This window comes from Psychromicrobium xiongbiense (assembly GCF_030271165.1).
GTDB classification, from domain to species: domain Bacteria; phylum Actinomycetota; class Actinomycetes; order Actinomycetales; family Micrococcaceae; genus Renibacterium; species Renibacterium xiongbiense.
In genome coordinates, this window is the sequence record NZ_JASSZH010000016.1 from 1 (window position 1) to 21,954 (window position 21,954).

At 64.2% G+C, this 21,954-nt stretch carries 25 protein-coding genes and 1 tRNA gene; 13 read left to right on the forward strand and 13 right to left on the reverse strand.

All coding sequences use genetic code 11. The features are described 5' to 3' along the window. Positions 1-59: 59 nt before the first annotated feature. From asd to QQM37_RS06400, 8 genes are all read right to left on the reverse strand, one after another. Positions 60-1,190, reverse strand: coding sequence for an aspartate-semialdehyde dehydrogenase (gene asd, locus QQM37_RS06365; protein WP_285725766.1), 1,131 nt, complete (start codon positions 1,188-1,190; stop codon positions 60-62). Between the two features lie 18 nt (positions 1,191-1,208). Beyond that, positions 1,209-1,481, reverse strand: coding sequence for an NF038396 family protein (locus QQM37_RS06370; RefSeq protein ID WP_285725767.1), 273 nt, complete (start codon positions 1,479-1,481; stop codon positions 1,209-1,211). Then, positions 1,474-2,061 carry a dihydrofolate reductase gene (locus tag QQM37_RS06375; protein WP_285725768.1) on the reverse strand — a complete coding sequence of 196 codons (588 nt, stop codon included), beginning with the start codon at positions 2,059-2,061 and terminating at the stop codon, positions 1,474-1,476. The genes QQM37_RS06370 and QQM37_RS06375 overlap by 8 nt, the downstream gene beginning before the upstream one ends. After that, positions 2,058-2,888, reverse strand: coding sequence for a thymidylate synthase (locus tag QQM37_RS06380; protein WP_285725769.1), 831 nt, complete (start codon positions 2,886-2,888; stop codon positions 2,058-2,060). The genes QQM37_RS06375 and QQM37_RS06380 overlap by 4 nt, the downstream gene beginning before the upstream one ends. A gap of 54 nt (positions 2,889-2,942) precedes the next feature. After that, positions 2,943-3,908, reverse strand: coding sequence for an NUDIX hydrolase (locus QQM37_RS06385; protein ID WP_285725771.1), 966 nt, complete (start codon positions 3,906-3,908; stop codon positions 2,943-2,945). Then, on the reverse strand, positions 3,908-6,175 hold the full coding sequence (locus tag QQM37_RS06390) for an RNA degradosome polyphosphate kinase (protein ID WP_420030131.1): 2,268 nt from the start codon (positions 6,173-6,175) through the stop codon (positions 3,908-3,910). Before QQM37_RS06390 ends, QQM37_RS06385 begins: the two co-directional genes overlap by 1 nt. A gap of 94 nt (positions 6,176-6,269) precedes the next feature. Continuing rightward, positions 6,270-7,298 (reverse strand): mycothiol synthase, encoded by a 1,029-nt coding sequence (gene mshD, locus QQM37_RS06395; RefSeq protein WP_285725772.1) that lies wholly within the window; start codon positions 7,296-7,298, stop codon positions 6,270-6,272. Between the two features lie 34 nt (positions 7,299-7,332). After that, the gene (locus tag QQM37_RS06400; RefSeq protein ID WP_285725773.1) at positions 7,333-8,031 is read right to left on the reverse strand and encodes a winged helix-turn-helix transcriptional regulator; all 699 of its coding nucleotides are present in this window, start codon (positions 8,029-8,031) and stop codon (positions 7,333-7,335) included. A gap of 251 nt (positions 8,032-8,282) precedes the next feature. On the opposite strand from QQM37_RS06400, the gene QQM37_RS06405 reads away from it, so the two are divergent. The 3 genes from QQM37_RS06405 (at position 8,283) to ygfZ (ending at position 11,080) form a co-directional block, all read left to right on the forward strand. Beyond that, positions 8,283-9,125 carry a permease gene (locus QQM37_RS06405; protein ID WP_285725774.1) on the forward strand — a complete coding sequence of 281 codons (843 nt, stop codon included), beginning with the start codon at positions 8,283-8,285 and terminating at the stop codon, positions 9,123-9,125. A gap of 169 nt (positions 9,126-9,294) precedes the next feature. Then, positions 9,295-9,924, forward strand: coding sequence for a nitrobindin family protein (locus QQM37_RS06410; protein WP_285725775.1), 630 nt, complete (start codon positions 9,295-9,297; stop codon positions 9,922-9,924). 28 nt (positions 9,925-9,952) lie between these two features. After that, positions 9,953-11,080 (forward strand): CAF17-like 4Fe-4S cluster assembly/insertion protein YgfZ, encoded by a 1,128-nt coding sequence (gene ygfZ, locus QQM37_RS06415; RefSeq protein WP_285725776.1) that lies wholly within the window; start codon positions 9,953-9,955, stop codon positions 11,078-11,080. Here ygfZ and QQM37_RS06420 read toward each other — a convergent pair whose 3' ends face one another. The 4 genes from QQM37_RS06420 to QQM37_RS06435 all read right to left on the reverse strand — a co-directional run bounded on the left by QQM37_RS06420 (position 11,081) and on the right by QQM37_RS06435 (position 14,120). Continuing rightward, the gene (locus QQM37_RS06420; RefSeq protein ID WP_285725777.1) at positions 11,081-12,106 is read right to left on the reverse strand and encodes a 6-phosphofructokinase; all 1,026 of its coding nucleotides are present in this window, start codon (positions 12,104-12,106) and stop codon (positions 11,081-11,083) included. Positions 12,107-12,267: 161 nt separating this feature from the next. Next, a complete protein-coding gene (locus QQM37_RS06425; protein WP_285725778.1) occupies positions 12,268-12,516 on the reverse strand; it encodes a PspC domain-containing protein in 249 nt (82 codons plus the stop codon). 7 nt (positions 12,517-12,523) lie between these two features. Next, a complete protein-coding gene (locus QQM37_RS06430; RefSeq protein WP_285725780.1) occupies positions 12,524-12,811 on the reverse strand; it encodes a hypothetical protein in 288 nt (95 codons plus the stop codon). A gap of 34 nt (positions 12,812-12,845) precedes the next feature. Beyond that, positions 12,846-14,120, reverse strand: a complete 1,275-nt coding sequence (locus tag QQM37_RS06435; protein ID WP_285725781.1) for a PspC domain-containing protein — start codon at positions 14,118-14,120, stop codon at positions 12,846-12,848. Positions 14,121-14,244: 124 nt separating this feature from the next. Between QQM37_RS06435 and QQM37_RS06440 the strand changes: the two genes are divergently transcribed. The 5 genes from QQM37_RS06440 (at position 14,245) to QQM37_RS06460 (ending at position 17,795) form a co-directional block, all read left to right on the forward strand. Further along, positions 14,245-15,666, forward strand: coding sequence for an ATP-binding protein (locus tag QQM37_RS06440; RefSeq protein WP_285725782.1), 1,422 nt, complete (start codon positions 14,245-14,247; stop codon positions 15,664-15,666). Further along, positions 15,663-16,322: a LuxR C-terminal-related transcriptional regulator gene (locus QQM37_RS06445; protein WP_285725783.1), complete on the forward strand. Its 660-nt coding sequence runs from the start codon at positions 15,663-15,665 to the stop codon at positions 16,320-16,322. The genes QQM37_RS06440 and QQM37_RS06445 overlap by 4 nt, the downstream gene beginning before the upstream one ends. Before the next feature lie 146 nt (positions 16,323-16,468). Beyond that, entirely contained in the window at positions 16,469-16,750 is a 282-nt protein-coding gene (locus tag QQM37_RS06450; protein ID WP_285725784.1) for a helix-turn-helix domain-containing protein, read from the forward strand. After that, entirely contained in the window at positions 16,747-17,049 is a 303-nt protein-coding gene (locus QQM37_RS06455) for a hypothetical protein (RefSeq protein WP_285725785.1), read from the forward strand. Before QQM37_RS06450 ends, QQM37_RS06455 begins: the two co-directional genes overlap by 4 nt. Next, positions 16,986-17,795, forward strand: a complete 810-nt coding sequence (locus QQM37_RS06460; RefSeq protein ID WP_285725786.1) for a type II toxin-antitoxin system HipA family toxin — start codon at positions 16,986-16,988, stop codon at positions 17,793-17,795. Before QQM37_RS06455 ends, QQM37_RS06460 begins: the two co-directional genes overlap by 64 nt. 1 nt (position 17,796) lies before the next feature. Here QQM37_RS06460 and QQM37_RS06465 read toward each other — a convergent pair whose 3' ends face one another. Next, positions 17,797-18,981 (reverse strand): pyridoxal phosphate-dependent aminotransferase, encoded by a 1,185-nt coding sequence (locus QQM37_RS06465; RefSeq protein ID WP_285725788.1) that lies wholly within the window; start codon positions 18,979-18,981, stop codon positions 17,797-17,799. A 198-nt stretch (positions 18,982-19,179) separates the two neighbouring features. Between QQM37_RS06465 and QQM37_RS06470 the strand changes: the two genes are divergently transcribed. From QQM37_RS06470 to rplA, 5 genes are all read left to right on the forward strand, one after another. Then, a tRNA-Trp gene (locus tag QQM37_RS06470) sits at positions 19,180-19,252 on the forward strand. A 112-nt stretch (positions 19,253-19,364) separates the two neighbouring features. Continuing rightward, positions 19,365-19,661, forward strand: coding sequence for a preprotein translocase subunit SecE (secE, locus tag QQM37_RS06475; RefSeq protein ID WP_285725789.1), 297 nt, complete (start codon positions 19,365-19,367; stop codon positions 19,659-19,661). Positions 19,662-19,720: 59 nt separating this feature from the next. Continuing rightward, positions 19,721-20,506 (forward strand): transcription termination/antitermination protein NusG, encoded by a 786-nt coding sequence (gene nusG / locus QQM37_RS06480; protein ID WP_285725790.1) that lies wholly within the window; start codon positions 19,721-19,723, stop codon positions 20,504-20,506. 181 nt (positions 20,507-20,687) lie between these two features. Beyond that, positions 20,688-21,119 (forward strand): 50S ribosomal protein L11, encoded by a 432-nt coding sequence (rplK, locus tag QQM37_RS06485; RefSeq protein WP_285725791.1) that lies wholly within the window; start codon positions 20,688-20,690, stop codon positions 21,117-21,119. Between the two features lie 97 nt (positions 21,120-21,216). Then, positions 21,217-21,924, forward strand: a complete 708-nt coding sequence (gene rplA, locus QQM37_RS06490) for a 50S ribosomal protein L1 (protein ID WP_285725792.1) — start codon at positions 21,217-21,219, stop codon at positions 21,922-21,924. Positions 21,925-21,954: the final 30 nt, after the last annotated feature.

A 21,954-nucleotide genomic window follows, 5' to 3' on the forward strand; every position in this document is an offset into this window, starting at 1 on the left:
GCCGATTTTCAGTGAAAATCGGCCCACAACGCGGCACTCGATGTAGGTAAACCCTGAGCTCAGAGCCGCCCGGTGGCGATGCTCAGCATCCGGCGCAGCGGCTCGGCCGCACCCCAGAGGAGCTGGTCACCCACGGTGAAGGCGCTCACGTACTTCGGGCCCATCTCCAGCTTCCGGATGCGACCCACGGGGATATCCAGGGTGCCGGAGGCGGCGACCGGGGTGAGGTCGTTCATCGAAGCCTCTTTGACGTTGGGCACCACGGTGGCCCACTGATTGTCCTCGTCCAGCAGCTTCTCGATCTCCGCGACGGAGAGGTCCTCCCGCAGTTTCAGCGTCAGCGCCTGCGAGTGGGACCGCATCGCACCGATGCGGATGCACAGCCCGTCCATGACCACGTGGTTCTCCGCTGAGGTGCCCAGGATCTTATTGGTCTCCACCCCGGCCTTCCACTCTTCCTTGGACTGGCCATTGCCCAGATCCGCATCGATCCAGGGGATCAGTGAGCCGGCCAGCGGCACACCGAACTGGGCTGCGTCCACGCCATCGCGCTGATGCGCCAGGACCTTGCGATCGATCTCCAGAATGGCCGATGCCGGATCCTGCAGTTCACTGCTGACCTCGGCATTGAGCGTCCCGAACTGGTTCAGCAGCTCACGCATATGCCGCGCACCGCCACCGGAGGCCGCCTGATACGTCATGGAGGTGGCCCACTCGACCAGATCATTCGTGAACAGGCCGCCCAGGCCCATCAGCATGCAGGAGACGGTGCAGTTCCCGCCGATGAAGTCCTTCACACCGGAGGCGAGGCCGCGGTCAATGACGTCCCGGTTGACCGGGTCAAGCACGATGATCGAATCGTCCTTCATCCGCAGGGTGGAGGCAGCATCAATCCAGAGGCCATCCCACCCGCGGGAGCGCAGTGCGGTATGCACCTGCTGGGTGTAGTCGCCACCCTGGGCGGTGACAATAATCGGCAGCTTGGCCAGGGTGTCGATGTCGAAAGCATCTTCCAGTGCGCCGGCGCCCTCAGCGAAGGACGGTGCGGCACCTCCGGCATTGGAGGTGGAGAAGAAGACGGGGTTGATGCTGGCGAAGTCGTTTTCTTCCTGCATGCGCTGCATGAGGACGGAACCAACCATGCCACGCCATCCGACAAGCCCGACGGACGGGTGAGCTGCGATAGTCATGGTCTGAGTTTATCGGGTCTATCGGCTTGAACTCCCCGGCTCCGCAGTGTCGGCGGAGTGCTGGGCCTCAGCAAGCAGCGCGGCCTTGCGGGCGCGGAGCGCGAAGAAGGCACCGAAGGTGAAGACCTGCGTGACTACTACGAGCACGATGACGCCCAGAATCTTGTTCCCGCCCAGAATCATGGTCAGCCCCAGGATTGCGGTCACCAGGGCCAGCAACGGCAACAGCATATAGCCGAGCACAAAGAGGGTCTCGGGGCGTTTCAGTGCGATTTTAAGCTCGTTAAGCATCGGTGGCCTCCTCAAATGTGGGGCGGGGATGACGAACGTGCAGGTCCCAGCGGAACCGCGTGCCGGTCCTGCTGGTCTGCCATCCCGTCTCAGGGGAAGTGCCCACTAGCGTGAACTCCGGCCCCAGCTCCGGGGCATGGGTGTCCCCATCGGTGTCCGATTCCAGTGTGGTGATGAGCGCAAAATCGGCCAGACCCTCCGCCACTGCCTGCCCGTACACCGCGCCACCGCCCACCACCCAGACCAGTCCGGCATCGAGCGTCTGAGCCTGACGAAGAGCCTCCTGCAGCGAGGAGCAGACGATGGCGCCCCCGGCCTCCCAGCCCGGAGTGCGGGTGACCACCAGATTCTGGCGGCCGGGAAGCGGACGGTACTTCGCGGGGAAGGACTCCCAGGTGCGCCGTCCCATGACGACGGGATGGCCGGTGGTCAGGCTGCTGAAGTGCCGCATGTCCTCCGGAACATGCCACGGCATGCCGCCGTCTTTCCCCACCACGCCGGATTCGGTCTGCGCCCAGATCATCCCTACGCCGTGCAGATGTTCCTCGAGCAGTCGGGCGAACGCCTCGGAATAGCTCATACGGCAATCGGAGCTTTGATGGTGGGGTGGTGCTGGTAATTCACCAGTTCAAAGTCCTCGAAACGGTAATCGAAGATCGATTCCGGCGTCCGGAGAATTCGCAGGGTGGGGTAGGGGTAGGGCTCGCGGGAGAGCTGCTCGCGGACCTGCTCCAGATGGTTCTCATAGAGGTGGGTGTCCCCACCGGTCCAGACGAATTCGCCCGGTTCCAGCCCTACCTGCTGGGCCACCATCAGGGTGAGCAGCGCGTAGGAGGCGATGTTGAACGGAACACCCAGGAAGGTGTCCGCGCTGCGCTGGTACAGCTGGCAGGACAGCTTGCCGGGGGCCCCGTCGACGCCAGGGGTCACATAGAACTGGAAGAACGCATGGCACGGTGGCAGCGCCATTTTGGACAGTTCCGCCACGTTCCAGGCGGAGACCAGATGGCGCCGGGAATCGGGGTTGCTTTTCAGGCCTTCGATGACGGTCGCGATCTGATCGATATGCTCACCATCCGGCGTGGGCCAGGAGCGCCACTGGACGCCATAGACCGGGCCGAGCTCGCCGTCGTCGTCCGCCCACTCGTTCCAGATCCGTACACCGTTCTCCTGCAGCCAGCGCACATTGGAATCGCCGCGCAGGAACCACAGAAGCTCCAGGGCTACCGATTTGAAGTGCACTCGCTTGGTGGTGATCAGCGGGAACGACTCCGCCAGATCGAAGCGGATCTGGCGGCCGAACACGCTGCGCGTCCCAGTTCCGGTGCGATCCTCCTTGACCACACCGTGGTCCAGGACGTCACGCAGCAGATCCTCATAGGGGGTGGCAGGGGTAGCGGAGGTCATGGTTCGAGTCTAGTCTGCGGCACGCTCACCGAGGAGTTCTCCAAGGGGGCGCCGTCAGTCGTCGAAGGGTTTGAACTGCTCCACAGAGACGACGGTATCGCCCACTACCTGGCAGATGATGGCCTCGCCCGGTGCCAGAAAGGGGTCGTCCGTGGGCAGCAGTTCCTCCAGCTCACTGGACATGTGCTGGGCGAGTTGCTCCAGGATCGCCGGCAGAGTGGGCCGGTGGACACACAACACCACGGGCCGGCGCTTGTCGAACAGCGTTTCCACCACAGTCCCAGTCCGGCGCGGATTGCGACGGAAATTCGCCTCGGTGAGCGCATCGACTAGCTTGACCTTTGCGCCCACGGCCTTGACGTACGGGGACACGGTGGCCACGCAACGCGCCCAAGGGCTGCTGACCACGCGCAGCGGGCTCCAGGCCATCAGCAGCCGTTTGAGTGCAGCAGCCTGACGTTGCCCGGTGGCCGCGAGCGTGCGGTCACCCTCGGCCCGGGTCCAGGAGGAGCGAGGTTTGGCCTTGGCATGCCGGACGACGATCAGCGGCCAACTGTCCTTCAGACGAGCGGATCGGTACGCCTCCTCGAGTGCATCCAGTGGACCCACGTCGGAGGGGTTGCTCAACAGCCGGCGTGCCCGCTCGGGAGCGCACCACAGGAATGAATCGACTTCCTTGCCGTCCGCACGGGGTGTCTGGGCACCCGGCTGCGCTGCCCAGTAGTACACCCGTTTGAGGCCGGCATTGACGTAGTAGTCGGTATGCGGGAGCGGTAGGCCAAGCTGGATGGTCAGCCCGATCTCCTCATTGACCTCGCGGACAGCGGTCTGAGGGATCGTCTCCCCGTCGTCGTACTTGCCCTTGGGCCAGGACCAGTCGTCATACCGGGGGCGATGGATCAGAAGCACTTCGAGCTGCTTGTTCTTGACCCGCCAGCAGAGTGCGCCGGCAGCCAGCACAGCAGGAACTGCCGCGCTGTCGGTGGGCCCGGCGGGCGGAGCGAGAGGGACGTCGGCCATCAGCGGTGAGTGGCCGATCGCGGGCGGGACCGGCTGGCCAGCAACCAGGACTGCACATCAGAGAGGGCTGCGCCCTCCTCATCCAGATGATGCCGGGTCCATACGCCCTCGTTGTCCAGGTGCCAGCTGGAGGTGCCGTCGTCGACGTAGCGGTTCAGCAGCTCAATCACTTCAGCAATGTCCTCATGATTGGAGAGCTGTACCAGCGCTTCCACCCGGCGGTCCAGGTTCCGATGCATCATGTCGGCGGAACCGATGAAGACCACGGGCCGTCCACCGTTGGCAAAAGTGAACACTCGGGAATGCTCCAGGAAGCGGCCCAGCACCGAACGCACGGTGATGTTCTCGCTCAGTCCCGGGACACCGGGGCGCAGTGAGCAGATGCCACGCACGATCACATCCACCTTTACCCCGGCTTGCGAGGCGCGGTAGAGCGAATCGATGATCGCCTCGTCCACCATGGAGTTGACTTTGATCTGAACGTGCGCAGCCAGGCCTGCCCTGGCGTTGGAGATCTCTTTCTCGATCCGGTCAATGAGCCCGGAGCGCACCGAACGGGGTGCCACCAGCAGGCGCTTGAACGTGGATTTCGGTGCGTAGCCGGAGAGCTGGTTGAACAGCCGGCTGAGATCCTCACCCACCTGCGGATCGGCCGTCAACAGGCCCAGATCCTCGTAGTAGCGGGCAGTGCGGGGGTGGTAGTTACCGGTACCGATATGGCAGTAGCGGCGCAGGCCGTCCTGTTCCTGCCGGACCACGAGGGACAGCTTGCAGTGAGTCTTCAGACCCACGATGCCGTAGACCACGTGAACCCCTGCCTGTTCCAGCGTGCGGGCCCAGGAGATGTTGGCCTGCTCATCGAAGCGAGCCTTGATCTCCACGAGCGCCAGAACCTGCTTACCGGCCTCTGCGGCATCGACCAGGGCGTCAACAATGGGCGAATCCCCGGAGGTCCGGTACAGGGTCTGTTTGATCGCCTGGACCTTGGGATCGGCAGCAGCCTGCTCCAGGAAAGCCTGAACCGAGGTGGAGAAGGAATCGTAGGGGTGGTGCAGCAGGATGTCCCGGCGGCGCATCGCGGCAAAGACGTTGGCCGCTTTGGAGGTCTCCGATTCGTTCAGTGAGCGGGAGGTATGCGGCATCTGCTTGGGGTAGTGCAGATCGGCACGGTCCACATTCGCGATCGCGCTCAGGCCACGCAGGTCCAGTGGCGCGGGGAGCGCATACACCTCGGACTCTTCGACATCGAGCTCGCGTACCAGCAGGGCGCGGACGTTGGGATTGATGTCCGTGGTGACCTCAAGGCGGACGGGTGGGCCGAAGCGGCGACGCAGCAGCTCCTTTTCGAGGGCCTGCAGGAGGTTCTCGGCATCGTCCTCTTCCACCTCGAGATCCTCATTGCGGGTCACCCGGAAGGTGTGATGCTCCAGGACCTCCATGCCAGGGAAAAGCTGGTCGAGGTGCTCGGCAATGACATCCTCCAGCGGAATGAACCGGGCCACCCGGCCTGGGACCGTCCCGGCACGCGGGCCGTCCACGGCGACCATGCGCGGCAACTGATCCGGCACCTTGAGCCTGGCGAACAGTTCCTTTTCGCTGACCGGATTGCGCACGACGACGGCCAGGTTCAGGGAGAGACCGGAAATATAGGGGAAGGGGTGGGCCGGGTCCACGGCCAGTGGGGTCAGGATCGGGAAGACCTTCTCCGTGAACATGGTGTGCAACCGCTCCTTGGCGGCGTCATCCAGTTCGTCCCAGCGCACCAGGTGGAAATGTTCATAGGCCAGGGCCGGGCGGATCTGGTCCGCGAAGGCGTGGGCGTGCCGGGCCTGCAAGGTGTGCGCGGCCTCGCTGATCTGTTCCAGGACTTCCACCGGGCTTAGCCCAGCGGGGGAGGGGACCGCCAGGCCGGTGGCGATCCGTCGTTTGAGACCGGCCACCCGGACCATGAAGAATTCATCCAGGTTGGAGGCGAAGATGGAGAGGAAATTGACCCTCTCCAGCAGCTGAAGATCCGGGTCTTCTGCCAGCTCAAGCACCCGGGCGTTGAAGGCAAGCCAGCTCAGTTCCCGGTCCAGGAATCGGTCCGGACTGATATCTCCTTCGGGGAGCAGGCTCGGCTCAAACTCGGGGATATCGATGCGATCCTGGGTGGCGCGTGAGGCCGGTACCTCGGAGCTGCGCAGGCTGGCAACGCCAGTGGAACGCAGGCCGGAGGCCAGGGAAACGGCGGAGTCAGACACGGACGCCTCACCTTCTTTCTTCATGGTTCCACCAGACTACAAGCGCTGAGCGGCTTGGCTAGACCTGTTACCCTTTTGCGCGGTCGCGTGCCTGCGCTCCTGCCGGTTCCCGGCCTGATCAGGCCTGGAGGTGGTACATGACGTCGGTGTGTCGGAGCGTGAAACCCAGCGAATGGTAGAGCCGCACTGCAGCGGTATTGTCCGCATCCACGTACAGGACAATGCGTGCTGGCCTCTTACTGCGCAGGTAGTCAAGGCCCGCCTGGGTCAGTGCGCGCCCTAAGCCGAGGCCTTGAGCCTGAGGGTCGATGCCGACCACATAGACCTCGCCCTCAGCAGTTCCGGAGGGGCTGGCCTCCAGTTTGGTCCAATGAAAACCCCTCAGATGCTGATCGGGACCGAAGACCAGGAACAACCCCTGGGGGTCAAACCAGGGCTGCGCCATCCGGTCCTGCAGATCGACCAGGCTGAGCGATCCCTGCTCGGGGTGGTGGGTGAAGGCCTGGGCGTTGACCCGCAGCACCGCGTCCTCATCTCCGGGCTGGAAGGTGCGCAGGCTGAAACCGGCAGGGAGCCCGGTCGGTGGCGTCTGAGCCATGGGGTCTGAGGATTCTGAGGAGAAGGATTCGAGGGAAAGCTGGAGCAACTCGCGCACCGGGGCGAATCCGTAGCGGGCGGCCAGAGCACGGGCGGCTGGATGATCGCCGTGGGCCCAGGCCAGCACGGAAGGCCCGGAGTCTGAGTCGGTTCGCTCTGCTGCCAGCCACCCCAGGACGGTCTGGATCAGGGCGTCACCGAGGCCCCGGCCGCGATGGGCCGGATGCACAGTGAGCTCCAGGGTTGCGGGTTGCGGGTTTTTGGAGTGGTCTGAGCTGCCGGATGCTGGTCTGAGGACCACTGCGGCTCCGCTGAAGGCCGCCGGGGCATCGGCCGTGGTGGCGGTGTCGTCCGTGGTTTCTGGCCGGGCCGGAGCATCCAGCGCGGCATGAAAAAGCACAGCGCTCTGGTCGCCGCGGGCAATGTCCAGAAGAGTCTGTTCCGAAAAGGGCGGCTGCCCATCGGATTCCCTCGCCGCACGGGCAAGAGCCGCAAGTTGTGCGGAGGTACCGCCCTGGATCACCGGACCGCCATCCCACATCATGCTCATGGGTTCAAGCGTAGTGCGAAGCCGGGGGGGTGGGTCAGGCTCCGGCGAGCTCGTCGTCCGGCATCCGGACCGGAGTCAGCCGGTACCCGACATTACGCACTGTGCCGATCAGGTTCTCATGATCCGGACCCAGTTTGGCCCGCAGACGCCGCACGTGCACATCCACCGTGCGGGTGCCTCCGTAGTAGTCATACCCCCAGACCTCGTGCAGCAGCTGTGCGCGGGTGAAAACCCGGCCCGGGTGCTGCGCCAGGTACTTCAGCAGCTCAAATTCCTTATAGGTGAGGTTCATCGCCTCACCGTTGACCCGGGCCGTATAAGAGGTCTCGTCAATGACCACGCCAGAGGCCCTGATCTCATTCAGATCTTCCGCTTCAGCAGCATGGGCACGCCACAGTGCCAGCCGGAACCGGGCCTCGACCTCGGCGGGTCCGGCGGATTCAAGCACGATGTCGTCCGCAGCCCAACTGGAGGAGATGGCCGCCATGCCGCCCTCGGTGAGAATCAGGATCAGCGGCGCTCCGGGTCCGGTGGCCCGCAGAAGCTGGGTCAGGGAACGGGCACCCACCAGGTCTTTCCGGGCGTCCAGCAGAATCAGGTCACCCGGATCGGCATCGAGCAGCGCTGTAGGTTCTGCGGGCAGAATCCGGACATGATGATTGAGCAGCTCCAGAGCGGGCAGGATGTCCACCGACGTCCCGGTGCTGTTGGTCAAGATCAGAATCTGCGACATGATTACCTCCAATGTGCCGGTTGCGCGCATCGTCGGGCGTCAACGGAACATGACCTGCCTTGCGGGCGGCAGGCTGTGAACCGGTTGCCCTCCAGTATAGGACACCGCCTCCGGCCTCCCCGCGGAGCACCCGCCGAGGCTGCGCCCGGTACGCTGCCTCTAGGGAGGACAACACAGCATTCGTACGGCAGGATGGAAGTTAACGCCGACTTAATGGTCGGCGTCACAAAGGAATCATCAAGGGCACTGTCGTGGCTCCGGCTGCATTTGCGGAGCGATCGACGGCCGCCCATGCCGTACTGAGTCTTGGGGGTTGGGTGGAGAAGCTTGCGGTCGGGCTCACCTCGGTGGTGGCTTCGATTGTCCTGATCGGCGCTGCGGCCTGGTCGGGCGCGTCCGGTTCAGGCTGGCCCTCGCTCGTGGTGGCACTGCTCTTCGGCGTCATCCTCGGCTACGGCTGGCCCCATTTTCTCCATGTCCCGGCGCGTAAGACGCTCGGCACTGTCATCGCGCTCAGTGCCGCGATCTCCGCGTGGAGCGCGCACGAATCCGGTGGCCCGGCCTTTCTGATCTGGCTGGTTCCCACTATTGCGCTCGGCGTCGGGGCGGTCTTCGTGGTCGAGTTGATCCGCGGCACTGGCCAGAGCCACCGCCTGGAGTCGACGTTCGGCGCGATTTCCGGTGTGGTGATCGCCGCAGCCGGAGCCGGTTGGGTCGCGCTACAGCGGTTCACACACGGTGGTGAGTTGCTGTTGGTGGCTGGTATCGCGATGGCGCTGGTGCTGCTCTGGGCTCTTGTGCCGTGGCCGGACCGCTTGGTGGCGCCCGTCGGTGTGGTGCTTGGAGGTCTGGCGGCGGCCCTTGCGGCCCTGTTGTTCACCGCCTTGCCGCCTCTGCCCCTGACGGTGGTGGGAGTGGTGGCTGCGGCGACGTTGCTCAGCTTCCGGCGTCTGGAAAACCTGGCGCTGCACGCATCCACTGTTGCTCGCGCCCATCCGGTAGGTCAGGTCCTCGGTATGCTCGCCATCGGCCTGGCACCAGTGCTCTCCGTGGGGATTCTGAGTTACTTCCTGGACCGGTTGTTTTCACTCTAGGTTGAGGTGACAGAGTCAGGTCACGTCGTCGGACCACCTCGGGATAGGATGGAAATATGTCGACCTTGGGCCTGGAAATTTTCTTCATTGTTCTGCTGGTAGTGGCCAGTCTGGCCATGGTCTGGTTTGCCGCACTGGTGGTGTGGGGCCTGTTCAAAGGTCAGCACTGATGCCGATCGAGATCCCCACCGATCTCACTCCTGAGTTGGTGCCGCTCTCCTGGTTGCTGGGGGAGTGGGAGGGGCGTGGGCGCCTGGGTGCTGGAGAAGCCGATTCGGAGCACTTCGCCCAGCACGTGAGCTTCCAGAATTACGGCCTGCCCTACCTCCACTACACGGCGCACAGCTGGCTGACCGATGCGGACGGCGTTCGCCTGCGCCCGCTCAGCGTCGAAACCGGATTCTGGTCCCTGGACCGCGCTCTGGGAGAGGTCGATGGCGGACCCGGCCTGATCCCGGCGGACATCGTTCCGGCCCTCACCACGGCGGAGGCGGTCGAGGAACTGCGCAATGACACGGGTGGCTTCGACATCACGGCCAGCATTGTGCACCCCGGTGGTATCTCCGAGCTGTACTACGGCACGATCAAAGGCCCACAGATCGAATTGTCCACCGATGCGGTGATGCGTGCCGCTCACTCCAAGGACTACACCGCAGCGACCCGGATCTTCGGCCTGGTCAACGGCAATCTGTTCTGGCGATGGGACGTTGCGGCACAGGGGAATCCCCTGGAGGCCCATGCCTCCGCCATCCTGGAGAAACTTCCCGGCGCAACGCCTGACGTCCAGGGCGCGGAATAGCCTGCCGCAGCCGCGGGTTGCCCACACTATGACCTATCGCAGCGTGCTTCTGGACCGCCCTGGTGCTGTTGAGGCCTCCGGGCTCGACACCGGGGTTGCGGCCCACTACGGCGATCCCTTCCGTGAGCAGCGCAGCCTGGCTGCGGGGGGTGGCATCGTCGATCAGTCCCAGCGCGGCGTGGTCACGGTCAGCGGACCGGACCGACTCAGTTGGCTCACCACCCTGTCTTCGCAGGATATTTCCCGCCTGGCTCCCGGCGATTCCGCGGAGCTGCTGCTGCTGAGCATCCAGGGCCGGATTGAATACGACCTGCACGCGCTCGATGACGGCGAACGGCTCTGGCTGATCGGTGAGCAGGCGGAAGCGGCCCCGCTGGCGGCCTGGCTGGACTCCATGCGCTTCATGCTCCGGGTCGAGGTGGCCGATGTTTCCGCACAGTGGGGCGTCGTGGCGTCCACCGCCGAGCTGGAGGCTGCCGCGGTGGGCTTTGGCCCGGATGGCCGGGAACTGCGCTGGAGCGATCCCTGGCCCGGCGTCATGCCCGGTGGCTACGCCTACTCGGTGGTTGAGGGAGACGCCCATCCTGGTGCGCAGCGTCGATGGTTCGAGTACCTGGTGCCGCTGGACTCCCTGGAATCCCTGATGGATGCATTGGCTGGCCTTACCCTGACCGGTTCGTGGGCCGCTGAGGCGCTGCGGATTGCCGCCTGGCGGCCGCGCTGGGGCGCTGAAACGGATGATCTGACCATCCCGCATGAACTGGACCTGCTCCGGACCGCGGTTCATCTGGCCAAGGGCTGCTACAAGGGCCAGGAGACGGTGGCCCGCGTCCACAACCTGGGGCATCCGCCGCGCCGACTCGTCTTTCTGCACCTCGATGGCTCGCAGCACACCCTGCCGGCCGTAGGATCCCCGGTCATGCTCGGGGAGCGCCGGGTGGGTATCCTGACTTCGGTGGAGCGGCACTATGAAATGGGGCCGATTGGCCTGGCGGTCATCAAACGCTCGGTGGACCCGATGGCGGAACTGAGCATCGTGGATGAGCAGGAGACGTATCCCGCGGCGCAGGAGGTCGTTGTGGCCCCCGATGCCGGGCAGGTCGTGGGGCGGCAGACCGGATTCCTCCGGCCAGCACGCCCCGCAACACAGCACTGATCAGCCGAACAGGATGGCCGCTTCGTCATAGCGGCTCTGCGGCACCGTCTTGAGGCTGCCCAGGGCGTCATCGAACCCCACATGCACAATGTCGGTCCCGCTGAGCGCAACCATGGTGCCCCATTTGCCTTCCACCACGGAGTCGATGGCGGCCATGCCCAGTCGGGTGGCGAGCACGCGGTCGAACGAGGACGGAACGCCGCCGCGCTGGATGTGGCCCAGGATGGTAGCGCGGGTTTCAATGCCGGTGCGGGCCTCGATCTCCGGCGCCAGCTGATCGGCGATGCCGCCCAGACGGGGGCGGCCGAAGGTGTCCAGGCCGCGCTCCGAGTGAGCGGATTCCATGTGGTCCGGCACGAAGCCCTCGGCGACGACGACCAGGGGGGCGCGGCCGCGCTCATGAACATCGGAGACCCACTCGGCGATCTGCTCGAGGCTGACCTTCTGCTCCGGGATCAGGATGGCGTGGGCGCCGGCCGCCATTCCGGCGTGCAGCGCGATCCAGCCGACGTGCCGGCCCATGACCTCGACAATCATGCAGCGGTGGTGGGATTCGCCCGTGGTGCGGAGTCGGTCGATCGCCTCGGTGGCGATCTGGACGGCGGTGTCGAAGCCGAAGGTGTAGTCGGTGGCGTCGAGATCGTTGTCCACCGTTTTCGGGACGCCGACTATTTTCAGACCGACGTCAGTGAGCCGTCGGGCAGCTGCCAGGGTTCCTTCGCCGCCGATGGCGATGAGAGCGTCGACGCCCAGACGGTCCATATGGGCTTTGATGACCTCGGGACCGCCGCCGTTTTCGAAGGGGTTGGTGCGGGAGGTGCCGAGGACCGTGCCGCCCTGCTTGGAGATTCCGCGCACGCTTTGCCGCGAGAGTTCCATGATGTCGCCCTCAACGACGCCTCGCCATCCATCGCGGAATCCGACGAATTCCTGACCGTGGATCTTGATTCCTTTGAGCACGGCGCCACGGATCACGGCGTTCAGGCCGGGGCAGTCGCCGCCGCTGGTCAGGATTCCAATTTTCACTGGCACACAGTCTTTCTCTCGAGGTGCCCGGCAGGAGTGGGGCACGCGCTACGTGGCTGAGAGCGCTTCATCGAGCCCGGAGAAAGTCTAGCCAGTTCCGGCCAAGAATGTGACTTGGGATACGTCTTCTGTGGTCCGTTACGGAGAGCCGCCGGTTGAAGTCAGGGTTTTCTGGTGGGTACGAGCTTCTCGAGCAGCAGGCCACCGGAGCGGTCCGGCAGCAGGACCCAGGCCAGTGCGTAGATCACGAAAGCTGGGCCGGGGAGCAGACAGAACAGCAGGAAGGCAATCCGGACCCAGAAAGGATCGATGCGCAGCAACGCCCCGATGCCGCCCAGGACACCGCCCAGTATGCGGCTGGGTCCACGGCGGAGCGGATTGCGTCGAAGGATCGAATAGAAAGTCTGCATGATCTCCTCAGGGTAGTGAACTCTTCTGGCCCGGAGGGGCGGGGGAGCGCTTGCTCACCGCGCTGAGCACTCCGCCGATCACCAGGGCAAGACCTCCCAGGGCCACCGCCCCGATCAGCACCAGCCGGGGGTCCAGATCCCAGACCGTGTACTTGGTGATGCACAGGAGCACGCTGAGCACGATCACCATCACCCCCCAGATCAGGGAACCGATACGGATGGAAGAGCCTGAGCTGACCGGAGTGGCGGGCACTTCGGACACGCCGGGGGTTTGAGAAAAATCGGAGCTGGTCATCACGAAGCCTTTCGTCGGTGCATCAGGTGAATCATCAGTGACTGTCGCCGGTACTGAGAACCAGTTGCCCGGCGGTGCCGGTGACGGCGATCGTCAGCATTGGCCCCGCAGCGGTGGAATCGAACAGGTAGCTGGTCGGCGCCTTGGTCAGATGTGTGCTGCCTTCCACCAGGTCCAGGGCGAGAGCCTTATTGGTCACCAGTACGGGCGTATTGGGCGGCACGATGACGCTCACAGTGGCCCCGTTGAGAGCGATCGGAATGGTCACGGGCTGAGTGGGCTTACCCAGAGGGCTGAGCAGGATCGTCGCTGTGCTGGCGGTGAGCGAATACCCCCGTTCAGCCGCGCTGTAGCTCGATACATCCCAATAAGCACTCCTGGCCACGGACCAGCTTCCGGCACCGGGTACTGCAGAGACCATCAGCGCCACGATGAGCGCGCTGGTGGCAAAAAATCCCAAGGGACCGGAGCGCCTGCCGCGCAGTGCTGCCAGCACCAGCCCGGCAGCGCAGACCACGCTGACGGTAGTCCAGACCAGAACGCCGACATTACCGGGAATCAGGGCGACGATCTGTGCCACGAGGATGCCGACGACACCCAGCACCGCGATGCCGAGGGTCAACAGGATGGTGGTCCTGGCCTGAGGAGCCTTGGGGCGGCGCGGTGCCCGCGGGCTGGCCGGAGCGGCCACCCGCGCGGTGGGTGCGGCAACGGTGTACGGACGCGCGGTCTGAGGTTGAGCGGGCTGGGGCTGGACCGGCTCCGGGTAAGTTGGCTGCGACTGGTGGTTTTGCGAATTCCCCACGTAGGCCCGGTAGCCCCAGTAGAGGCCAGCGGAAACGCCGAGTACTCCCAGGAGCGGCCATGGCTGACTCAACCAGCCGCGGCCAAGGACCGGCCAGGGCGCGTAGTCCCATAGCGGGAAGAGCGAGACGAAGATCATGATTGCTGCCCCGGTGGTGCCTGCGCTCCAACGCCCGCGGAGCACCTCTTGCGCATGAATCCGGCCGTCGGGCTCCGGGAGAAATGCCCAGGCGAGTCCGTAGAGCAGAATCCCGATGCCGAAGAAAAGGGTCAGTATCACCAGCACACCGCGCACAATCACCGGATCGATGCCGAGTCGGGCAGCCACCCCGCCAGCCACCCCGCCCAGCCAACGCTTGGATCCCCGAGTGATCCCCAAGGAGCGAAGCCAGCCGAAGAGCCCGTTGCCAGCTGGCTCTGCGGCCGGAGTTCCGCTGGCAGGTGCTGATTCGTGAGGTGTCGACTCGTAGGGAGCCGGATCGGGCTGATGCGCTGAATCGTTCATAGTTCCATCCTGTGCGCTCATCACAGGAAGCGGTATGGGGGCTTACCCTGAATGAACCCTGAACCGACCCCCAAAGGTCCCAGGGGACGGGCAACGGGGACCCTGAGCATGCTTAGATCGAAGCATGAGCCCCACGATGACCCGCAGCCGCCAGCGCATCGTCGCCGGTGTGTGCGCTGGTCTGGCGGACCACCTGGGCTGGAAGGTGACCTGGGTTCGCTGGGGCATGATCGTAGCCAGTCTGATCTTTGGTATGGGCGCAGTGTTTTATGCCTGGTTGTGGGTTCTGGTGCCCGATGACGCCCCCGGGCTGGCGGAACCACGATCTCGCCAGCCGGCCGGGCAGGCGCGGACGGCCGGGCAGCCGCGGACGGCCGGACGGTCGCAGTCGGCCGGGCAGGCTGAGATCTCCGTGCCACGAGTGGGCGGCGAAAGCACACCCGAACCCGCCGCAGGCATCGAGGAACCGCGGGTGTTCACCGAGGCCAGGCGGATTCTCGCCGTGCGCGGCGGCCGGCAGGTCCTGGTCGGCGCCGTTGTGCTGGTGGTAGCGGGGCTGCTTCTCAGCCAGCTGTTCGGCATCGGCGGGAACCTCGGTGCCCTGCTTCCGCTGGTGGTCATCGTCGTCGGTGCCGCACTGGTGTGGCTGCAGCTTGACGCTTCCCGCCGCGCGCTGCTGCTCGGACCGGCGCAATGGGGCACCAAACGGAACCCCTGGGCTGCCCTGCGGCTCGGGCTGGGACTGCTCCTGGTCGTCGTCGGTTTCATCGTCATCGCAGTCGGCGGTGGTGGGTGGGACCAGCTGCTCTCGGCCGTGGGTGCCGCGTTGGCCGTCCTGATCGGCGTCGGGCTGGTCCTTGCTCCCTGGGCGGTACGGATCTGGCGGGACCTTCAGGAGGAACGCTCCGGCCGGGTTCGCGAGGCTGAGCGGGCGGAGATCGCTGCCCATCTGCACGATTCGGTTCTGCAGACCCTTGCGCTGATCCAGCGCCGGGCGGGGAACGAGCATGCCGTGGTGACCCTGGCCAGAGCCCAGGAACGCGAGTTGCGCGAGTGGATTTACCGGGATGCGAGCCGTGGACCGGAGCATCTGGCCGCGCGAATCACCGCGGCTGCTGCTGAGGTGGAGGAATTGCACACCACCGGCGTGGACGTCGTGGTGGTGGGCGATACCGCGATGGATGCCCGGGTCGAGGCGCTGGTGCAGGGAGCCCGTGAGGCAATGCTCAACGCTGCCCGGCATTCCGGGACTACGGTGAGCGTCTATCTGGAGGCCAATGCGGAACTTGCCGAAGTATTCATCCGGGACCGGGGGAGCGGATTCGACCTGGCGGCCGTCCCCGCGGATCGGCTGGGCGTCCGCGAATCGATCATTGGACGGATGAGACGCCATGGTGGAACCGCCATGATCTCCTCCGGCCCGGAGGGTACCGAGGTGCGCCTGGCGCTACCCTTGAGGCCTGCGGACCCGTCCGAGGTTCAGGACCCACCAGCGGTCGATGCCGCCGCAGCAGAAACGTCTCGAGACCCCAGGGAGGCACCATGATCCGGGTGGTAGTGGTGGATGATCATGCGATCTTCCGGTCCGGGCTCAAAGCGGATCTGGCCGATGATCTGCTGGTGGTCGGTGAAGCAGCCACGGTCGATGACGCGGTGGAGGTCATTGCCTGCGAATTGCCGGAGGTGGTCCTGCTGGATGTGCATCTTCCGGGCGGTGCGGGCGGTGGTGGCCGGGAGGTGATCGAACGCTCGAGCACCGGGACGTTCCTGGCCCTCAGCGTCTCCGATGCCGCGCAGGATGTGGTGTCAGTGATCCGCGCCGGAGCGCGGGGCTACGTGACCAAGGCGGCCTCCGGTGAGGAGATTTCCGCTGCCGTCCGAGCGGTTGCCGGTGGGGACGCCGTTTTCTCGCCCCGGCTTGCCGGATTTGTGCTCGACGCCTTTGGGGCCGCTACGGGGCTTCCGCCTGCCGTGGCAGGCGGGCTCGCTGACGGCGGCGAGGATGAACTTGACCGGCTCAGTCATCGCGAACGCGAGGTCATGCGGCTCATTGCGCGGGGCTACAGCTATAAGGAAACTGCCAGGGAGCTGTTCATCTCGGTGAAAACCGTCGAGACCCATGTGTCAGCGGTGCTGCGCAAACTCCAGCTGTCCTCCCGACACGAACTCACCCGATGGGCAGCGAACCGCCGACTGCTGTGAGCCGACCTGGCCGGTGCCAGGACGCCTCACTCTCAGGCGGCGCTCCCGCTCCAGGTAATGGTTGTGAATGTGACCATTAACCTCATTAATGGTCACATTCATAACCATTGGCGTAGTATCGAATTGTGGTCATCCAGAGAACATCCGTGAAGACTCAGCGCACTGCGCGCACCCTGGGCGAGCACCTGCTGACGTGGCGAAAGCTCCTGGGCCTCACTGCTGAGCAAGTGGCGGACCGGGCGGGCATCAGTCGAAATACCCTGCGCAAAATCGAGCATGGCGAGCTGGGTGTCGGACTAGAGGCATTTCTGGACGTCGCTCGCGTGCTCGGGCTAAGCGATCAGCTCAACACGGCTTTTGACCCCTACGAAACAGACTTCGGTCGTGCCCGCGCTGATCAGGAATTGCCGAAAAGGGTGCGTCGATGAGCGAAGCGATTGAGGTTGATCTGGAGCTGGAATCCGGGACGGTGCTGCTCGGCAGAGCGTTCATCGTGGCCAAACGGGGTGTAGTGACCACCAGTTTCAGCTACTCCCCGGAGTACTTGGCCGCTCGGGGTGCCTACTCGGTGTATCCGACCGCACACGGCAGGGCGCGCTTCGTTTCAGGGTTGGCGGCGGCCCTCACCTGGGTCAGGGAACACATGTTCCGAAGCTGGTTCAGTTGCCCGAATTGCGGCAGGCGGCGCAAGATGTCGAAAGCCATCCGGATGACCTGCAGGCGCTGAAGAAACTGCTCGACGCCGGCACGGGGAGCCTCGGTGGGGCTCGACCCAAGGCCTCAGTGCAGGACGGGTCCCGGCTTGCCATCGCCAAATTCCCTCACCAAGGGGATGACTGGAGCGTGATCGCCTGGGAGGCTGCAACGCTCCGCCTGGCGGAAGCAGCCGGGATCACGGTGCCACGTCATCAGTTCCTTCGGCTGAGCACCACGGACCCTGTGCTGGTTCTGGACCGCTTCGATCGGCGAAGGGAGGCCCGGATCGCTTATGCCTCGGCCATGACCATGCTCCAGCAGCGCGACGGTTCCCATGCCGACTATCTCGATCTGCTGGACGTTATTGATGAACACTCAGAGAACCCCACTCGAGACAGAGAAGAGCTGTTCCGGCGGATCGCCTTCAACATCGCCGTGAACAACACGGATGATCATCTGAGGAATCACGGGTTCCTGCGCGGACGCAGTGGGTGGGCTTTGTCGCCAGCGTTCGACGTCAACCCCAATCCGGATATTGCAGCAGGGCGAAAGACCGCAGTGGATGGCGCGAGCACGAAGGAAGAAGCCATGGTGGCCCTGAGGAAGAATGCGGGATACTTCCTCCCGCTAGCACGTCAGCTGCCCGTCCTCTCACAGCTGGTGCGGGCCATGAGCGGCTGGCGCGAAGCCGCAGCGGCTTGCGGTATTTCCACATCGGAACAGGGGCTATTTGCGCCCCTGTTCCGAAATCTCCCTCACGTTCTTCCGGATTTCTGACTCAGGCCAGGAACTCCTGCAGCCTGCGTACGCCCTCAGCTAGATCGTCGTCGCCCAGCGCGTAGGAAAGCCGCAGGTATCCGCTCGGACCGAACGCCTCGCCGGGCACCACGGCCACCTCCACCTGATCCAGGATCTGAGAGGCGAGCTCTGCGCTGCTGGCGATGCCCTTGCGCTCCAGCACGCCGGAGACATCCGGGTAGGCGTAGAAGGCGCCGTGCGGTACGGGGCAGACCACTCCGGGGATCTCATTGAGCGCCGCGACGATGTTCTTCCGCCGCCGGTCAAAAGCGACACCCATCGCCCGGACGGCATCCAGCGGACCAGCCACCGCCGCGAGAGCGGCGCGCTGGGAGACATTGGACACGTTCGACGTCGCATGCGACTGCAGGTTGGTGGCGGCTTTGACCACATCGAGCGGGCCGACCATCCAGCCCACCCGCCAGCCGGTCATCGCATAGGTCTTGGCGACCCCATTGAGCAGGACCACCCGGTCGCCCAGCTCCGGTGCGGCCGAGGCGATCGAGGTGAACGGCACACCATCGTAGGTCAGGTGCTGGTAGATCTCATCGCTGACCACCCAGAGGCCCTTGGAGGCGGCCCAGAGACCGATCTCACGGGTCTGCTCGGGGGAGTAGACCGCGCCGGTCGGATTGGACGGCGAGACGAAGAGCAGCACCTTGGTGCGCGGCGTCAGCGCTGCTTCGAGCTGCTCCACGGTGACCAGGTATCCCTGATCGGAACCCGCGAAAACCTCCACCGGAACGCCACCGGCCAGGCGGACCGACTCCGGGTAGGTGGTCCAGAAGGGGGTCGGGATGAGTACCTCGTCACCCGGGTCGAGCAGAGTCGCGAAGGCCTCGTAAACAGCTTGCTTACCGCCGTTGGTCACCAGGACCTGGCTGGGCTCGATGGCGTACCCGGAGTCCCGCAGCGTCTGCACGGCAATCGCTTCGCGCAGCTCGGGCAGGCCCGGCGTCGGCGAATAGCGATGATTGCGTGGGTCCCGGGCTGCCGCGACGGCCGCCTCCACGATGTAGTCCGGGGTGGGGAAGTCGGGCTCACCGGCCCCGAAGCTGATTACCGGTCGTCCCGCGGCCTTGAGTGCCTTGGCCTTGGAATCGACGGCCAGGGTTGCTGATTCGGCGATCGATCCGATGCGCGCCGAGATGCGGTTGAAGGTCACGGGAGAGGCCTTTCCGGAAAGCTGGGGATCAAGAGGACGTGGCGATACTGCCACTTTAGGCCCAGAACGCGAGGTTTTCGTAGCCGGTTCGACGTCGGGACCTCAAATGCGTAAACTGGTAGCTCGGTGTTGAAAACACCATGATGGTTCGCGTCTAAAAACGGGTTTCATCTGGTCCGGTTTTCCGGTGGCACTCATAGGGTAGTGGCGCAATTGGTAGCGCAGCGGTCTCCAAAACCGCAGGTTGCAGGTTCGAGTCCTGTCTGCCCTGCGCAGCACCTGGGATCTTTCCCTTGCTCAGGACGTGTCCTGCAAGGGAAAGATCCCTCAACAGGAAATTCTCCTGAAGAAATGTCCCTGAAGATGGAACGAGTGAGGCTCAGTTGACCGAAACAGCTGCCGGCAGCTCCCAAGGCGGCTCGGCTAAGAAGTCCGGCAAGTCCACCCGGGATGCGAAGGGTACCAAGCTCGGTTTCTTCGGGCGCATTGCGCTTTTTGTTCGTCAGGTGATCGGTGAGCTCCGCAAGGTGGTCACGCCCACCCGACAGGAACTCATCAACTACACGATCGTGGTGCTGGTCTTCGTCCTCATCATGATTGGCATCACGGTTCTGCTCGATCTGATCTTTGGTTGGGGAGTGGGCTGGGTCTTTGGCGGAAGCGCGCCCAAAGAAAGCTGACGGTGACGGTTTCGCAGCGGCGAACCGGACGAAACACGTACGACGAAAGCAGGAAGCAAGTGTCTGAGCACGATCTCGAAGTGACCGCGGAAAGCGAAGATCTTGAGGTGACCGATCAGAACGATCAGGCTGAGCTCGTAGCTGACGAAACTGAGCTCATCGAGGTTCAGGATGGCGAGGACGCCGAGGCAGCTGAGGACGATGCCGAAGCAGTCGAGGAAGCTGCTCCGGTAGTGGACCCTGCTGAGGAGTTCAAGGCCAGGCTGCGTCGTCAGGAGGGTGACTGGTATGTCATCCACTCCTACGCGGGGTATGAGAATCGGGTCAAAACCAATCTGGAGACCCGCATTCAGTCCCTGAACATGGAGGACTACATCTTCGAGATCCAGGTCCCCATGGAAGAAGTCGTGGAGATCAAGAACGCCCAGCGCAAGATCGTCCGGCGCGTCCGGATTCCCGGCTACGTGCTGGTGCGGATGGAACTCACCGACGCCTCCTGGGGTGCCGTTCGGCACACTCCCGGCGTGACTGGATTCGTGGGCAATGCTCATGATCCGGTTCCGCTACGCCTGGACGAAGTGTTCACCATGCTGGCGCCGGTCTTCGAAGCCGAACAGGCTGAGGAGATCAAGGCCCAGGGCGGCACCGGCAAGGTGGCCCAGCCGCAGGTGAATGTCGACTTCGAAATCGGCGAGTCCGTGATCGTCAAGGAAGGTCCCTTCGAGACCCTTCCGGCCACGATTTCGGAGATCAAGCCGGAGTCGCAGACTCTGGTGGTTCTGGTCTCGCTCTTTGAACGAGAGACTCCAGTGACTCTCTCGTTTAGCCAGGTCAGCAAGATCTAGTACCATTAATAGGCTTCGAACAACTACCGGGGCCCTCGCTGAGGGTCGCAGTGTTTGTTCCATGGACGTTGCCACACCCCGGCCCGCTTAGTCGAGGGGTGGCAGGGCCGTCTCGCCATGACGGCCATCCCCTCGGTTGCGCTCCGGCAGTCGAGGACATTGCAAGAAGAAGGACCGAATAGTGGCTCCCAAGAAAAAAGTCACCGGCCTCATCAAGTTGCAGATCCAGGCAGGCGCCGCTAACCCGGCCCCGCCGATCGGTCCTGCACTTGGTCAGCACGGTGTCAACATCATGGAATTCTGCAAGGCGTACAACGCAGCAACGGAATCCCAGCGTGGAAACGTCATCCCCGTGGAAATCACGGTGTATGAGGATCGTTCTTTCACGTTCATCACCAAGACCCCGCCTGCAGCCGAGCTGATCAAGAAGGCAGCCGGCGTCGCCAAGGGATCAGCGACCCCGCACACCGTCAAGGTTGCCAAGCTGACTCAGGCACAGGTGAACGAAATCGCCACCCAGAAGCTGGTGGACCTCAATGCGAACGATGTCGAGGCTGCCGCCAAGATCATCGCTGGCACTGCCCGTTCCATGGGCATCACCGTCGAGAACTAAGACATCAGCTAGACAATACTGTCGCCCCTCCCGGGGTGACTTGTGGCAGGGCCGAGCGCGGTCCGCAGACCACACCTGCACAAGGAGAAACAGCAGCATGGCAAAGCGCAGCAAAGCATATGAGGCGGCCGAGGCCAAGATCGAGGCTGGCAAGCAGTACAGCCCGTTCGAGGCCGTCGTCCTGGCCAAGGAAACCAACCCCTCCACGTTCGACGCCACCGTTGAGGTCGCGTTCCGGCTGGGCGTTGACCCCCGCAAGGCTGACCAGATGGTCCGCGGCACGGTCAACCTCCCGCACGGCACCGGCAAGACGGCCCGTGTCCTGGTCTTCGCCACGGGTGACCGTGCCGAGGCCGCGATCGCAGCAGGCGCCGATTTCGTCGGCTCTGACGATCTGATCGAGAAGATCGCCGGTGGCTGGACCGACTTCGACGCCGCCGTGGCGACGCCGGACCTGATGGGCAAGGTGGGTCGCCTGGGCAAGGTTCTTGGCCCGCGTAACCTCATGCCGAACCCGAAGACCGGTACCGTGACGGTGGACGTCGCCAAGGCCGTCGAAGAGATCAAGGGTGGCAAGATCGACTTCCGCGTCGACAAGCACTCCAACCTTCACTTCATCATCGGCAAGGTGTCCTTCGACTCGGTGAAGCTTGCCGAGAACTACGCAGCAGCCCTCGAAGAGGTGCTGCGTCTCAAGCCGTCCACCTCCAAGGGACGTTACCTGCAGAAGGCAACGGTGGCCACCACCTTCGGCCCCGGAATCTCCGTGGACCCGAACGTGACCAAGGTTCTGATCGAGGCCTGAGTCCTCGTTCATCGAAGGGCCGGGAAGCCA

What these genes read in the sequence shown, in the direction of transcription:
- mshD (WP_285725772.1), bottom strand. Translation starts at nt 7,298, where the DNA reads ATGAGCATGATGTGGGATGGCGGTCCGGTGATCCAGGGCGGTACCTCC.
- QQM37_RS06400 (WP_285725773.1), bottom strand. Translation starts at nt 8,031, where the DNA reads ATGTCGCAGATTCTGATCTTGACCAACAGCACCGGGACGTCGGTGGAC.
- ygfZ (WP_285725776.1), top strand. Translation starts at nt 9,953, where the DNA reads ATGACCTATCGCAGCGTGCTTCTGGACCGCCCTGGTGCTGTTGAGGCC.
- QQM37_RS06430 (WP_285725780.1), bottom strand. Translation starts at nt 12,811, where the DNA reads ATGACCAGCTCCGATTTTTCTCAAACCCCCGGCGTGTCCGAAGTGCCC.
- QQM37_RS06425 (WP_285725778.1), bottom strand. Translation starts at nt 12,516, where the DNA reads ATGCAGACTTTCTATTCGATCCTTCGACGCAATCCGCTCCGCCGTGGA.
- QQM37_RS06370 (WP_285725767.1), bottom strand. Translation starts at nt 1,481, where the DNA reads ATGCTTAACGAGCTTAAAATCGCACTGAAACGCCCCGAGACCCTCTTT.
- QQM37_RS06375 (WP_285725768.1), bottom strand. Translation starts at nt 2,061, where the DNA reads ATGAGCTATTCCGAGGCGTTCGCCCGACTGCTCGAGGAACATCTGCAC.
- QQM37_RS06380 (WP_285725769.1), bottom strand. Translation starts at nt 2,888, where the DNA reads ATGACCTCCGCTACCCCTGCCACCCCCTATGAGGATCTGCTGCGTGAC.
- asd (WP_285725766.1), bottom strand. Translation starts at nt 1,190, where the DNA reads ATGACTATCGCAGCTCACCCGTCCGTCGGGCTTGTCGGATGGCGTGGC.
- QQM37_RS06390 (WP_420030131.1), bottom strand. Translation starts at nt 6,175, where the DNA reads ATGAAGAAAGAAGGTGAGGCGTCCGTGTCTGACTCCGCCGTTTCCCTG.
- QQM37_RS06445 (WP_285725783.1), top strand. Translation starts at nt 15,663, where the DNA reads ATGATCCGGGTGGTAGTGGTGGATGATCATGCGATCTTCCGGTCCGGG.
- QQM37_RS06455 (WP_285725785.1), top strand. Translation starts at nt 16,747, where the DNA reads ATGAGCGAAGCGATTGAGGTTGATCTGGAGCTGGAATCCGGGACGGTG.
- QQM37_RS06440 (WP_285725782.1), top strand. Translation starts at nt 14,245, where the DNA reads ATGAGCCCCACGATGACCCGCAGCCGCCAGCGCATCGTCGCCGGTGTG.
- rplA (WP_285725792.1), top strand. Translation starts at nt 21,217, where the DNA reads ATGGCAAAGCGCAGCAAAGCATATGAGGCGGCCGAGGCCAAGATCGAG.
- QQM37_RS06410 (WP_285725775.1), top strand. Translation starts at nt 9,295, where the DNA reads ATGCCGATCGAGATCCCCACCGATCTCACTCCTGAGTTGGTGCCGCTC.
- QQM37_RS06435 (WP_285725781.1), bottom strand. Translation starts at nt 14,120, where the DNA reads ATGAACGATTCAGCGCATCAGCCCGATCCGGCTCCCTACGAGTCGACA.
- QQM37_RS06385 (WP_285725771.1), bottom strand. Translation starts at nt 3,908, where the DNA reads ATGGCCGACGTCCCTCTCGCTCCGCCCGCCGGGCCCACCGACAGCGCG.